Source organism: Ruegeria sp. CDSC021 (genome assembly GCF_059610845.1).
Genome location: NZ_JBXWOK010000008.1, coordinates 26941 through 40642 on the forward strand (window position 1 = coordinate 26941; position 13702 = coordinate 40642).

At 52.0% G+C, this 13702-nt stretch carries 9 protein-coding genes, 1 tRNA gene and 1 pseudogene; 6 read left to right on the forward strand and 5 right to left on the reverse strand.

Features of this window, described 5'->3' with window-relative positions; translation table 11 throughout:
- Positions 1 to 28: 28 nt before the first annotated feature.
- A tRNA-Ala gene (locus AC2FGB_RS13155) sits at positions 29 to 104 on the forward strand.
- A 505-nt stretch (positions 105 to 609) separates the two neighbouring features.
- On the opposite strand, the pseudogene AC2FGB_RS13160 reads toward AC2FGB_RS13155, so the two are convergent.
- The 5 genes and pseudogenes from AC2FGB_RS13160 to AC2FGB_RS13180 form a co-directional block, all read right to left on the reverse strand.
- Positions 610 to 1641: pseudogene (locus AC2FGB_RS13160) on the reverse strand (recombinase family protein); the annotation flags it as partial.
- A 51-nt stretch (positions 1642 to 1692) separates the two neighbouring features.
- Positions 1693 to 1986, reverse strand: coding sequence for a hypothetical protein (locus AC2FGB_RS13165; RefSeq protein ID WP_496693977.1), 294 nt, complete (start codon positions 1984 to 1986; stop codon positions 1693 to 1695).
- A gap of 84 nt (positions 1987 to 2070) precedes the next feature.
- On the reverse strand, positions 2071 to 2313 hold the full coding sequence (locus tag AC2FGB_RS13170; protein WP_496693978.1) for a hypothetical protein: 243 nt from the start codon (positions 2311 to 2313) through the stop codon (positions 2071 to 2073).
- Position 2314: 1 nt separating this feature from the next.
- The gene (locus tag AC2FGB_RS13175; protein WP_496693979.1) at positions 2315 to 2668 is read right to left on the reverse strand and encodes a hypothetical protein; all 354 of its coding nucleotides are present in this window, start codon (positions 2666 to 2668) and stop codon (positions 2315 to 2317) included.
- Positions 2669 to 2677: 9 nt separating this feature from the next.
- On the reverse strand, positions 2678 to 4348 hold the full coding sequence (locus AC2FGB_RS13180; protein WP_496693980.1) for a type IV secretory system conjugative DNA transfer family protein: 1671 nt from the start codon (positions 4346 to 4348) through the stop codon (positions 2678 to 2680).
- A gap of 259 nt (positions 4349 to 4607) precedes the next feature.
- Between AC2FGB_RS13180 and AC2FGB_RS13185 the strand changes: the two genes are divergently transcribed.
- The 5 genes from AC2FGB_RS13185 to AC2FGB_RS13205 all read left to right on the forward strand — a co-directional run bounded on the left by AC2FGB_RS13185 (position 4608) and on the right by AC2FGB_RS13205 (position 13664).
- Positions 4608 to 4946, forward strand: a complete 339-nt coding sequence (locus tag AC2FGB_RS13185; protein WP_496693981.1) for a low molecular weight protein tyrosine phosphatase family protein — start codon at positions 4608 to 4610, stop codon at positions 4944 to 4946.
- A 756-nt stretch (positions 4947 to 5702) separates the two neighbouring features.
- Positions 5703 to 8093, forward strand: a complete 2391-nt coding sequence (locus AC2FGB_RS13190; RefSeq protein WP_496693982.1) for a type I restriction-modification system subunit M — start codon at positions 5703 to 5705, stop codon at positions 8091 to 8093.
- Positions 8093 to 9406, forward strand: a complete 1314-nt coding sequence (locus tag AC2FGB_RS13195; RefSeq protein ID WP_496693983.1) for a restriction endonuclease subunit S — start codon at positions 8093 to 8095, stop codon at positions 9404 to 9406. The genes AC2FGB_RS13190 and AC2FGB_RS13195 overlap by 1 nt, the downstream gene beginning before the upstream one ends.
- 10 nt (positions 9407 to 9416) lie before the next feature.
- Positions 9417 to 12455 carry a type I restriction endonuclease subunit R gene (locus AC2FGB_RS13200; protein WP_496693984.1) on the forward strand — a complete coding sequence of 1013 codons (3039 nt, stop codon included), beginning with the start codon at positions 9417 to 9419 and terminating at the stop codon, positions 12453 to 12455.
- Between the two features lie 3 nt (positions 12456 to 12458).
- Positions 12459 to 13664 carry a hypothetical protein gene (locus AC2FGB_RS13205; protein WP_496693985.1) on the forward strand — a complete coding sequence of 402 codons (1206 nt, stop codon included), beginning with the start codon at positions 12459 to 12461 and terminating at the stop codon, positions 13662 to 13664.
- Positions 13665 to 13702 lie beyond the last annotated feature (38 nt).

The window sequence follows — 13702 nt, forward strand, 5'->3', positions numbered from 1 at the left end:
CCGCCCACTGCTTCTGCAGTACCTGTATGGGGCCTTAGCTCAGTTGGGAGAGCGCTTGCATGGCATGCAAGAGGTCAGGGGTTCGACTCCCCTAGGCTCCACCATATCGCAATTAGACGTTGAAATTTCCGCTAACACCTTGAAAGGTAAGGCAATTTCAGCGGTTCGATAACCCGAATTCAGTGAGTACCGCAATGGCTCTGCAAAGGCCAACCTAAGTACTGTTCTCCTGAAGGCCAAACTACCATTTTCGTATATATTCCAAGGACTTGCCAAAAACTGAAGCGCCGGTTCGATAAACTCCTCTAGCCTACCCTTCGGAGGCACGATTCGAGTGGATTTTTCGGCCAAAACAGCCTTATTCCGCTCCAGTTTCGCGATCTTGCCTTCATAAGCTTTCACGACAATCGGGTTTTCGGCGTCGACGATGCGCTCAAGCAGCGTTTCGATCTGCCTCTCGGTATCGCGGAGCTGTTTTGCAATCTCATCCTTGTCCTGATGCGCTTGTGCCAGCCGCATGTCCCATGCGTCCGAAAACATCGCCTTGGCCAGCATGAAGAGCTGTTTGGTCGGTTGAAGGCTCTTCAGAATCTCAGCAAACCCACCTTCGATCTTATCGCGCGGGATTGACTTGCGGTTGCTCTCGCAGCCGCGCGTATCACAGAGATAATAGGGATAGAGCTTCGAGCGGCCTTTGGACCAGCACGAAGTCATCGGCTCCCCGCAATCATCGCAAAGAACGAAACCGCGCAGCGGGAAGTCTTCACTGATATCTTTGCGTGCCGGAGCCCGTGCCTTGCCCTGCACGCGTTCCTGTATCCGCTCGAAAGTCTCAAGACTGATGATCGGTTCATGCTGACCCTTGCGTGGCGACACGTCCCACTTCGGCGCTTCCACGTAGCCAGCATAGCTCAAGTGCGACAGCAACCGCTGAACACGCTGCCAACGAACCTCGCCATCCGGTGTGTCTTTCGGAAAGGCAGGCTTTGACTCCAGGAATCGCTTTACCTCGGCCTGCGATTGCAGACGCCCAGAGGCGAAACCTTCAAGAGCTTCGGCAAGGATCGAGGCCACAGGTTCATCCCGCACCAGAATCTTTCCGTGCGCGCGATCTGCGGCGTATTTGTAGCCGACAGGCGCGTTGAAGACAGAATAGCCTTTCTCCACGCGTGCTTTCATTTTCTGTATGACCTGACGGCGGTTCTGCTCTCGCTCAAGCTCGCCTTGCGCCGCAAAGATCGTTTCCACGAACTTACCTTCAGGTGAGTCATCGAGTTTGAAATTCAGGCATTCAATGCGCGCTCCGCGCGTTTGGAATTCCCTACGAAGCTTCATGTGGAACTCGGTATCACGGGCAAACCGCTTCAAATCATCGAAGATGATGACGTAATTTCGACCTGGTTGAGCATCAAGATAACTCAGAAGCGCGACCATCCCTGGACGGTTCATGAAATCGCCGCCACCGGACGCATCATCGGGGAACACCGCCTCAACGTCATAGCCTTGAAGCTCTGCATACTGGCGGCAGCGGTGCTCCTGACTTTCAAGGCCGCTACCTTCCAGCTTTTGCTTCGTGCTCGACACACGACAGTAAATGACTGCCTTTGTAGCCTCTTGATCTTTATGATTAGTCTTGTTCATTTTACCTCCAGTCCGCCTTTAGGCGCTGAATTCATTGGTGTAATCGGTGTCTTAGGGTTCGGTTGAGGATACCTCATCGAAGCCTTCTTTGGCAGCCTGAACGCCGGTCTCTGGAGCTTTTCCACAGACTTCTTGAGCCGGATGAACGCCAAAGCCCAGATCAACGAAGTTGACAATGATGGACCACAGCGCTTGCAGGAAATCTTCCTTCTGCACATCGGTCATGTCGGAACCATCAAGGAAAGCCTGATACTTTTCAACATCAACGGAGAGTTTCCGTTTCGAATGAACAGCAACGCTTTTTTGAAGGTCGTTGCGTCCGGTAGCATTATACTCGTCTCTCATCTCCCTAACCTTTCCGGAGATAGGTATTTCTTATACCTATTTTCATTTTACCACTAAGTGTTGTGTTGCTTCAAATTTCAGATACTAAAACGGGATATCGTCGTCCGTTCCTGTACCGGATATCGATCTTTGAAATTCGTACTTCGCAATGGAAATTTTGGTCATTTCGATTTCAATTTGACGTTCAAGCTCCATCACATCCAAAGCGTGTCTGAGGATCAATGCTGCGAACTCTTCGATATCATCGAAACTTGCATGGACAGCCAACAATTGCAGCTTTGACCCATAAGTTTCTCCCAGATCGAGTGTGTAAGAATATTCGGTCATCTCACGACCCTCCCATCAATTTGTTCCAATCGAGCGGCAACACAGTCACCAATTGGCAGCGCTCGCCGTAACGTGGCCTTTCAACCCTGCGACCCTGGACGCCGTAGTAGGCGCACCAGCTCACATACCGGCAGGAGCCGAAACCGCGCGTGGAATGACTACACTGGTATTTCCACCCGACATGCGGCGTGCCAAAGGTAAGGACCGCACCGGCAAGTGCGGTCAGAAAGATCATCCTTGGGCGCATGAAGACGACCTTTGCCGCCTTGCCAATGCGCTCGCGCAGCTGTTTGACCGGACCATGCGGAGGCCGTTGCGGTTTGGCTCCCAGTACTTTGATCTCAAATTTTCTCATGGTCATTTCTCACTTCTTGCCTGTTAGTTCGTAGCTCAGCCGCACAAGCGGTTCGGGGCTTGGAAAACTTCCCTCGACAGGGTTCTCTTGCGCCCATTCGCGCCATGGTGAGATGAACCAGAAGGGCACGCGCTGCGCTTTCACCGGAGGCAAGCGGTTAATGAACAAGAGCTGTTCATCCCTCGCCATCTGTCTGATCTCATCAGCCGCCAGGAGCGGCCTGCCGGTCTCAGACAGGCTTTCGCCGACTTCATCGTCATCGAATTTTCCGAGATTGAAATTGTGCGTCTTGACGGTCTTCTGCCCAAGAGCGTCTGAGAGCGTTTTTGCCAGCGTGTGATCTTGGACTGCGAAGAACTGCGTGACTTCCGCCTGCGAAAGCAGCGTTCTGGCCGTATGCGGACCATAGAGGCGCGTGAGCTCTGCAAGCTCCTGCACAAACATCCACACGCGGACGCCCAGACCTGGCAGTGCAGTCAGGCTTTCAGCGAGCCCCGAGAGTTTGCCCATATTGGCAAACTCATCGAGCATGAACAGGACTTCACCCTTCTGCTCTGAGCGAGCGACTGCCGCGATGGCTTGGTTGACGATCAGGCCAAGCGCCGCGCCGTGCGAAGCGACCCGCTCCTGCGGGAAGGCCAGATACAGGCTGACATTGGCGCTTTTCAGATCATCGAGCGCAACATCTGAGCCGCTAACAGCCGCCGCGAGATAGCCGCCAGGCTCATAGACATCGAGCGCCTGCACGGCACCGGCACGGAAATCGGCAAACTGGTCGGCATTGTCGTCGATCTGATAGGCCAGATCATCGCCCAGATCAGACAGCACACCGCCCAATGCGTCTGAGCGCTGCATGGCGCTGACAGCACGCGCAAGCCGCGAGGGGTTTGCAACGACCCTCCACATTTCCGGCAAGTTGCAGCGCTTGGGCGCATGAAGCGCAAGATACAGTAGCACACCGCGCAGGATCGTGCGGGAGCCCTCGCGGAAGTACCGGTTTCTCGTGTCTTCGGGTTCTGGGTAGAGTTGCAGGGCTATCACCTTGACCTCATCGGTCAGGCCGCGCTGACGCGCCGGATCACGAGCAAGCGCAATCACGCTTTCCAGCGGATTAATCCTATCCTGCGGCAGGCCATGAAGTCCCCACGGATTGAGAACAACAACACGCTGACCGAAACGCTCGCGGCGATGCTGCGCCGTCACGGCGGCCAGTTCGCCTTTGGGATCAGTCACCACGACCGACCCGCCATAGTGCAGCAGGTTCGGCAATACGACATTGATCCCTTTGCCCTGACGCGCGGGCGCACAGGTCAGAAGATGGGCCTTGCCACTGTAGAAGAGGGGCTGACCGTCAAGCAGGCCGAGATAGAGCCCTTGCGGGTTCAGAAGGCCCGCTTGCACACACTCATCTAACGTCGCGAACGCAGCTTTCCCAAAAACGCCTGAGGGCTTTTCGGTCTCTTTGCGATCCTGGGCTTGCCTCCACTGTTTGTAGTATCCGGCAAGACCGCCAAAGACGGCGGCACCGCCGACCAATTTGAAGAACCCAAGGTAAAGATCATCGGCTGTGTCAGTGCCCCCGAGCATGGCGGGCGCGTAATGCGCCAGCGCAATAAAGAAAGCCCCGACGAGCAAAGCTCCCGTCGGGGATTCACGTTTAGGATTATGTCCGGTGTTCATTTGCTGTTTCCCTAGAGCGACTGACTAACCCACACCGCATTCAGACCACGAAAGTGGTTAGCGACAGTGAGCACGCTTCATGGGGAAATCACCGCATCTAGGATGCCGCTTGCATGCGGGGCAGCTCCGTCGATGATCTCAGCAGTTTTTCAGATAGTGGCTCAGGCCCACAAAGTTCAAGTTCTTGCGAAACATATTTTTTGGGAAACGACGTTTTGACGGATTCCAATCGTCAGGCAATACGCTTATAAATGTACGTATGCGTGTTCTTTTTGTCTGCACCGCCAACAAGCTCAGAAGTCCGACCGCCGAAGACGTGTTCAGGGCCTATACTGGTATTGAGGCGATCTCAGCAGGGACAGCTCCTGACGCTCCGAGACCACTGAGCAAGGAGCTTGTTGCCAGTTCCGATCTGATCTTCGCGATGGAACCTCATCATCGTGATCGGATCAGAAGGAAGTTCAAGCAACGGCCAGCCGACAGCAGGATCATTACGCTGCACATACCCGACGAGTATGAGCGCGGCGATCCTGAGCTTGTTGCGCTGTTACAGGAGAAAGTTGGACCCCGTCTGGAAAGCATCCTCAGCGACGGTTGAGGATGCTACATCGCAGTGTGGGCGTATATTGGTGCGACGCAGCAAGTCATTGTAATACAAACGTTTAGCCTTGTGTTAAGGCGGTGCTGCAAGATGTGTTTTGTAGTACAAAACCCTCTTGGCAAGGGGGCTCGCTGCGCGCCCCCGTTGCATCCCCCAGGCCATGGCTCTGTCAGGGCATGGAACACATGCCAGAGCCATTAGACCGTATCGCCGGTCAAACACTCGCGGGAGACTTCGCTCTCCCTGCACCCATTGATCAAAGGGCGATCCTGCCCTTGTGAAATCCTGACCATGCCATGGAGGCGACTTCATCGAGACCATGGAAGGGAGCATTTCATAGCTGCCCTTACCTTGGAACCTCCCCATCGAGCAGGAGCCTTCGCGCCCCTTGCATCCCTGACCAAGAGCGAGACTTCGCTCTCCCTGCCTGGACCTCCCATCGACCAACCCTGCGCGGATTGGATGCCGCCATCTTGCCGAATTTGGATCACTCTCAAGGGCCTATCACCGCCCCTGAATCCAGCTCGCCGGACCTGGAGAAATGCCTCTTTACCGGCTCCGAACCATGAGCACCACACCGCCGATTGATAAGTTGAGTCACACTAATCCCCGCCGCGTATGGCAAGTCTGTGGATAGACCCCTCACTGAGGCTGGTTAAGCCCGACTGATTTGCTATGGTGAGTAAAAATCGTCCAACCGCCACCGGCAAGAAGTTGGACATTAGATGATATTGCCCAATGAGCAGAGATAACATGAACGAAGCTTCCCACAATAAACTGATATCCTTTATTTGGTCGATCGCGGACGACTGCCTCCGCGATGTCTACGTCCGAGGTAAATATCGAGATGTTATCTTGCCTATGGTCGTTCTCCGCCGCCTGGATACATTGTTGGAACCAACAAAAGATGCTGTGCTTGAAGAGGTTGAATTTCAACGCAACGAAATGAAAGCCACAGAGCTCGATGACGAGCCACTGAAAGCCGCTTCTGGCTACGTTTTTTTCAACACCAGCAAATGGACGCTTCAAAAGCTTTACGACACGACTACCAACAATCGACAAATCCTCTTGGCAAACATGGAAGAATATCTCGACGGCTTCAGCGACAACGTTAAGGAAATTATCGAGCGCTTCGACCTCATGGCCAAAATGCGCCACATGGCAGGAAAGGACGTACTTCTCGACGTTTTGGAGAAGTTTGTCTCACCTCGGATCAACCTGACTCCAACCGATAAGGAAGACCCTGACGGCAACTTAATGGCTGGGCTTTCGAACCTTGGCATGGGCTACGTTTTTGAGGAGCTGATCCGCAAGTTCAACGAAGAGAACAACGAGGAAGCCGGGGAACACTTCACCCCGCGCGAGGTGATCCACCTCATGACGCACCTCATGTTTGATCCGATCAAGGATCGGCTTCCCTCGGTCCTTACGATCTATGACCCTGCGTGCGGCTCAGGTGGCATGCTGACCGAAGGCCAAAACTATGTCATCGATCCCGAAGGCCAAATCCAAGCCAAGAGCGATGTCTATCTGTACGGGAAAGAGATAAACGACGAGACCTACGCGATCTGCAAATCCGACATGATGATCAAGGGCAACAACCCCGAGAACATCAAGGTCGGATCGACCCTCTCCACCGACGAATTCTCGGGCCGTAAATTCGACTTCATGCTGTCTAACCCGCCCTACGGCAAAAGCTGGGCCAGCGAGCAGAAGTTTATCAAGGACGGCAAGGACGTGATCGATCCGCGCTTCAAGGTCGATTTGGCCGACTATTGGGGCGAGACCGAAACACAAGATGCGACACCGGGCTCAAAAGATGGCCAGCTTCTATTCCTCATGGAAATGGTCAAGAAGATGAAGCCGCTAAGTGATAGCCCAATGGGCTCGCGCATTGCGTCGGTTCACAATGGCTCCAGCCTATTCACAGGTGACGCAGGCGGTGGCGCAAGCAATACGCGCCGTTACATCATCGAAAACGACCTGCTGGACACGATCATCCAGCTGCCGAATAACCTGTTCTACAACACCGGCATCACCACCTACATCTGGCTTCTGTCAAACGCCAAGCCTGACGCTCGCAAAGGCAAGGTTCAGCTGATTGATGCGAACCTTTTGTATCGCAAGCTGCGCAAGAACCTGGGCGACAAGAACTGTGAATTCGCTCCCGAGCATATCGAGGCGATCACCCGCGCCTATCTGGGATTTGACCCGATTGAGCGTGAGCTGGACGACAACGGCGATCCCACGGGCATCGCCGTGCAAATTTTCGACAATGAGGACTTTGGCTATCACAAGGTCACCATTGAACGACCCGACCGCCGCAGCGCAGGCTTTTCCGCTGAACGTCTCGCACCGCTGCGCTTTGACAAATCCTTGCGCGCCCCAATGGAGCATCTTTGGGAGGAGCACGGCGATCAGGTTTATGATGCGGGCTTCCTGAAGGACCATTCCAAGGACATCCTGAAATGGTGCGAGGATGAAGAGATCACGCTGAATGCCAAGGCGCGGGGCAAGTTGCTGGACGTGAAGTATTGGCAATCTCTGCGCGACTTGCACGCCACGGGGCTGCGCCTGATGGACATCATCGGCACGGGCGAGACGAGTGATTATAACGCCTTCCGCGTTACCGTCACGGCGACTCTGAAGGCGCAAAAGATCAAACTATCCGCGACCGAGAAAAACGCAATCCTGAATGCGGTCAGCTGGTATGACGAAGACGCCGAAAAAGTCATTGGCAAAGAGCTGAAGCTGAAAGGCGACAAGCTGGATGCGTTGCTGCACCGCCTTGGCTGCACCGAAGGGCAACTGGCCGATTTCGGGTACTATCGTCAAAGCGATGGCACCTATTTGACCTATGAGAGCAATTCAGACCTGCGCGATGCGGAAAGCGTGCCGCTGAAGGACAGCATCCACGACTATTTCCTGGCCGAAGTTCAGCCCCATGTGCCCGAGGCATGGATCAACATGGACAGCGTCAAGATCGGCTATGAGATCAGTTTCAACAAATACTTCTACCGCCACAAACCGCTACGCGCCGTTGAAAAAGTAACCGCTGACCTCTTGGAGCTTGAGGCGCAGGCTGACGGATTGATCGCGGATATCCTCGGACTTGAAGAAAAGCCCACCGTGGAGGTGGCGTAATGCAGCTGCCGCAATATCCGCGATATGAAGACTATGCAGACTCCGGGTTTGATTGGATCAAGAGCGTTCCAAGCCATTGGACCGTTTCCAAGCTGGGTTCTTGCCTTTCTCCGGTCTCTAAGAAGAACCACGGCGACAAGCAGCTTCTTTCGATCACCCGCGAAGCGGGGGTGATCGAGCGTGATGTTGAGGATCAGGACAGCAATCACAACTTCATCCCCGACGACCTGAGCAACTACAAGCTTGTTCGCGAAGGGCAGTTCGCCATGAACAAGATGAAGGCGTGGCAGGGTTCTTATGGGGTTTCTGAACACACAGGGATCGTCAGCCCTGCTTACTATGTCTTTGATTTTGCGAAGCCTTTCTATCCGCGTTTTTTCAACATTGCGATCCGAAGCAAACTTTATGTCTCCTATTTTGGTAGCGCGTCTGACGGGGTTCGGATTGGCCAGTGGGATTTGAACAAGACGCGGATGAAGGCCATCCCGTTTCTTGTTCCTCCCCTCGAAGAACAAGAAGCCATTGCCCGATTTCTCGACGACAAATCCGACAAGATTGATCGGTCGGTGAAGATCAAGGAGGAGCAGATTGCCCTTTTGCGCGAGCGCAAGCAGATCATCATCCAAGAGGCCGTCACCAAGGGCCTGAACCCCGACGCCCCCATGAAAGACAGCGGAATCGACTGGATAGGCCAAATCCCGGCGCATTGGGAGGTAGAGAAATTGTTTGGCCTTTGCCGTTTTGTTCGAGGGAATTCAGCTTTCGCCAAGGATGAATTGCTGAATGAGGGTGATTTTGTTGCCCTTCAATATGGCAAGACTTACAAAGTTGATGAGGTCGATAGCTCCTATAATTTTTATGTAAACGAAGAATTTTACAAAAGGTCACAAGTGGTCAATTTTGGCGACACTATTATTATCTCGACGTCTGAAACGGTAGAAGACTTGGGTCATTCGGCAATTTACAATAGGGATGACGCTGGCCTGTTGGGCGGGGAGCAAATTCTAATCAAGCCAGATTCTGATTTGTTGGACCATTTATACACATTTTACTCGACTAGAGCATTTCTAAAAGAACTTAGAAAATGTGCTACCGGAGTAAAAGTTTTTAGGTTTAATACCAATGATTTAAAGACAGTTTACACGACCCTTCCTCCCAAAGATGAGCAGGCGGAAATTGCTTCACGTATTCGTAGCAAAATTGACAAAGTCGATAAGGCGATTGAACTAAAAGAGCGTCAGATCGAGACGCTGAAAGAATATAAGGCCACGCTGATCAATGCGGCAGTGACGGGCAAGATAAAAGTGATTTAAGGGGGCGGGCATGGTCAGCAACACAAAAGAAATCGCACTGGAACAGGCGATCCAGAAACATCTGACGGGCTACACCAGCGAAGAGCTGGCTGGCCAGCCGCAGCCCGACAATCCGGCTAAGTTCCGCATCGGCCTGCCACAGTATTTTGATGCGCAATATGCGCTCGACACCAAGCTCTTTTGGCAGTTTCTGGAAGGCACACAATCCGAAGAGCTGGACAAGCTTCGCAAGCATTCCCCGAATGACTGGCAGCGCAAGGTGCTGGAACGCTTTGACCGGATCATCAAGCAAAAGGGTCTGCTGCATATCCTGAAAAAGGGTTTGCAGGTGGACAACGCCTTTCTGGTGCTGATGTATCCCGCGCCGTTAGCTAGTTCCTCGGCCAAGGTGCATGAGAATTTCGACGCCAACCTGTTCAGCGTCATGCGGCAGGTTCGTTACAGCCAAGCCAACCCGCTGCAAGAGATCGACATGGTGCTGTTCCTGAACGGTATGCCTCTGATCACGCTGGAATTGAAGAATGCTTGGACGGGGCAAACCGCCCGGTACAACGGGCAAAAACAATACCGCGAAGACCGCGATCCTACCCAGCCGCTTTTGCAGTTTGGTCGCGCCCTTGTGCATATGGCCGTGGACACCGACGAAGTGTTCATGACCACCAAGCTGGCAGGCAAAGGCACGTTCTTCTTGCCGTTCAACAAGGGCTACAAAGAGGGCGAAGGCAACCCGCCCAACCCGAACGGTCACAAGACCGCCTATCTATGGGAAGAGGTTTTTGAGAAACGAAGCCTTGCAGGCATTATTCAACATTTTGTTCTATTGGAGGGTGACGCCAAATCGCCGTTAGCAAAGAAGACTTTGATCTTCCCACGCTATCAGCAACTGGACGTAGTTCGAAAGCTATTGGATCATGCTGCTACCACTGGCGTTGGGCATAGCTATCTTATCCAGCACTCAGCAGGGTCTGGTAAATCAAATTCAATTACCTGGGCGGCGTATCAACTCATTGAAACTTACCCCGCGAGCACCGAAGCCGCAGGTGATCGAGGGATGGAGCGCCCTCTATTTGACAGTGTAATCGTCGTGACCGACCGTCGGCTTCTGGACAAGCAGCTACGAGAGAACATCAAAGATTTCTCCGAAGTCAAAAACATCGTGGCCCCGGCGTTCCGTTCAGCAGACCTGAAATCCGCGTTGGAAGCAGGTAAGAAGATTATCATCACGACGATCCAAAAGTTCCCTTTCATCATCGATGGCATCGCGGACATGAGCGACAAGCGCTTTGCCGTGATCATCGATGAGGCCCATTCTGGCCAAGGCGGGATCGCCGCTGGAAAGATGAATGAAGCACTTGGGACTGAATCTTCTGAGGAAGACGATCTTGATCCCCAAGACAAGATTTTAGCCGCTATGCATGCACGAAAAATGCGCGGCAACGCCTCGTATCTCGCCTTCACTGCAACGCCCAAGAACACAACGCTGGAGAAATTTGGCGAGCAGCAACCCGATGGAAGCTTTGAGCCGTTTCATCTCTACAGCATGAAGCAGGCAATAGAAGAAGGATTTATTCTCAACGTATTGGCGAACTACACGACATATAGAAGTTACTACGAAATTCAGAAATCTATTGAAGACAATCCTGATTTTGACACCAAGAAGGCGCAGAAAAAGTTGCGCTCCTACGTCGAGCGCAGTCAGCAGACTATCAACACCAAGGCCGAGATCATGTTGGACCACTTCCTTGATCAGGTGGTCAATGCCAAAAAGCTCAAGGGCAAGGCAAAGGGGATGATAGTCACCCAAGACATCAAAGCCGCCATTCGATACTACAAAGCCATCGCAAAACTGTTGGACGAGAGAGGAAATCCGTTCAAAGTCTTGGTCGCATTTTCTGGTGAGAAGGAAGTCGATGGTATTTCTTACACCGAGGCTGGAATGAACGGTTTCGCCGAAACTGACACGCGCGATAAATTTGAGACGGACGATTTCAGGCTATTGGTTGTCGCCAACAAATATCTAACAGGTTTTGATCAGCCCAAGCTATCGGCCATGTATGTAGACAAAAAACTTCAAGGCGTCTTGGCGGTTCAAGCTTTGTCGCGGCTGAACAGATCGTCTGCCAAACTGGGCAAACGCACCGAAGACCTGTTTATTCTGGATTTCTTTAATTCAGTCGATGAAATCAAGACTTCGTTCGATCCTTTTTATACTGTGACGACGCTATCCGAGGCAACGGATATCAACGTTCTCCACGAGCTTAAGAATATACTAGACGATGTTGGCATCTACGAGAAAGCTGAGGTTGATGACTTCACAGCTCGTTATTTTGCAGGCGACGATGCACAGCAGTTGAGCCCCATCATCGACCGCGCAGCAGCCCGCTTCAACGAAGAGCTTGAGCTGGAAAACCCTGACAAGATTGACTTTAAGATCAAGGTCAAACAATTTGTCAAAATATATGGCCAGATGGCTGCGATCATTCCATTCGAAGTTGTCGAATGGGAGAAGCTATTTTGGTTCTTAAAATTCTTGGTCCCAAAGCTGAAGATACAGGACCCGGATCAAGATACATTAGACGAGCTTCTCGAGGCCGTCGATCTTTCCACCTATGGACTTGAGCGAGTTAAGCTGGGTCACAACATCGGGCTAGATGCCTCCGAAACGCAAGTTGATCCGCAGAACGCCAATCCTCGTGGTTATCGTGAAGGAGAAGTTGAAAAAGATCCTCTGGATGAGATTGTTCGAAGTTTTAACGAAAGGTGGTTTCAAGGTTGGAGCGCAACCCCAGAAGAACAGCGGGTCAAGTTCGTGAATATCGTTGAAAGCATCCGAGCCCATCCAGATTTTGAGAATAAGTATGAGAATAACGCTGATCCTCAGAACCGAGGTCTCGCATTCGAAAAGATGCTGCGCGATGTGATGCTTAAACGACGGAAAGACGAGTTGGAGCTCTACAAGCTTTTTGCTAACGACCCAGCTTTCAAAGCTGCTTGGCAGAAGAGTGTTGAATCAATCATCAGCACGAAAGCAAACGTTAGGAGTGACTAGAAAATGGCAAGCAACATCATAGCATCTCCAAGCGTAAGCTTAGTTCAGGCATCCAATGTTCCGGGACTATTGTCTCAGGTACGCCCACAGTGGCAGGCTAAGAGCCTCATTCAACGAGTGCATCGGCTGCTTGATGTTGATCCAAGCAGTGCATGCCAACGGTTGCTAAACGCAGCCATACACGACCTAAGGGAAAAGGTCATAATAGCCGGGACTGACATTGCCCTTGAAGCAGCAAAACAAAACAAACTTCCACCTGTCACCAGTGCAGACGATGTTGAAAATTACCCCACAGCAAAACTAATTGACCTTGCTTATAGAATGGGATTACTCAGCCGCCCTGAATGGCGCAGGGTCTCGCGATGCTATGAAATTCGTCGCGACCTAGAACACGAAGATGATGAGTATGAAGCGGGGGTAGAGGATTGTGTATATATTTTCACAACCTGCATTGAGGTTATTTTATCGCGCGATCCCATTCAGCTCATTAAGGTTACAGATTTCAAAGAATTAATAGAACAAGCAACGCCTGTAATACCAGATGCAGTAGTGCTCGAGGATTACGAGAGCGCACCGCAGACAAGACAAGAAGAGATTCTCAAGTATCTAATTTCGCATGCGCTAGACAAGAGCTCCGCCGATGTTGTGCAACAGAACGCTTATTCCTGCCTGTTGTACTTAAAGAATATAACTCAGCAATCGGCTCGCGTGGCGATTGGCGAGTATCTTCAAGAAAAAGCTGGTCGAACTATTGATGAGCGCATGGCGCGCGTTGCGCAAGCAGCTGGAGTTTTCCCATATCTGAGACAAGCTGCGCGGAAATCTTTCTTTGAGAACGTTTTTGATCAAATGAAGAAAGTTGGCACGAACTGGTCGGTATATGAGCAACACGGGGAACTTCTACGATCTTTTAAAGACTATGGAGGGCTAGCAAGTTGCCCCGACGACGTTCGATCAAAGATCATAAAATGGATGGTTCTCACCTATGTTGGAACCCCAGGTGGCCAGACGAGGTATGGCAATGTTCGTCATGTCTATTACAGCAACACAGCAGCGCCCGTAATTGAAGAGTTGTTTCGAGACTCGCCGCATTTGGTCTCCGAACAGATCGAGAAGCTTTTAGACGACAAGGACGTTAAACGAGCTCTTGCCACGGAACATATTGTCCGCCGCTTTGACACGGTTCGTGATATCGTCGCATCCGATTAACTGTTTGGCGCCTCGGCGATCCGGCTTCGGGGCGATGT

What these genes read in the sequence shown, in the direction of transcription:
- AC2FGB_RS13205 (WP_496693985.1), top strand. Translation starts at nt 12,459, where the DNA reads ATGGCAAGCAACATCATAGCATCTCCAAGCGTAAGCTTAGTTCAGGCA.
- AC2FGB_RS13170 (WP_496693978.1), bottom strand. Translation starts at nt 2,313, where the DNA reads ATGACCGAATATTCTTACACACTCGATCTGGGAGAAACTTATGGGTCA.
- AC2FGB_RS13165 (WP_496693977.1), bottom strand. Translation starts at nt 1,986, where the DNA reads ATGAGAGACGAGTATAATGCTACCGGACGCAACGACCTTCAAAAAAGC.
- AC2FGB_RS13175 (WP_496693979.1), bottom strand. Translation starts at nt 2,668, where the DNA reads ATGAGAAAATTTGAGATCAAAGTACTGGGAGCCAAACCGCAACGGCCT.
- AC2FGB_RS13200 (WP_496693984.1), top strand. Translation starts at nt 9,417, where the DNA reads ATGGTCAGCAACACAAAAGAAATCGCACTGGAACAGGCGATCCAGAAA.
- AC2FGB_RS13185 (WP_496693981.1), top strand. Translation starts at nt 4,608, where the DNA reads ATGCGTGTTCTTTTTGTCTGCACCGCCAACAAGCTCAGAAGTCCGACC.
- AC2FGB_RS13195 (WP_496693983.1), top strand. Translation starts at nt 8,093, where the DNA reads ATGCAGCTGCCGCAATATCCGCGATATGAAGACTATGCAGACTCCGGG.
- AC2FGB_RS13190 (WP_496693982.1), top strand. Translation starts at nt 5,703, where the DNA reads ATGAACGAAGCTTCCCACAATAAACTGATATCCTTTATTTGGTCGATC.
- AC2FGB_RS13180 (WP_496693980.1), bottom strand. Translation starts at nt 4,348, where the DNA reads ATGAACACCGGACATAATCCTAAACGTGAATCCCCGACGGGAGCTTTG.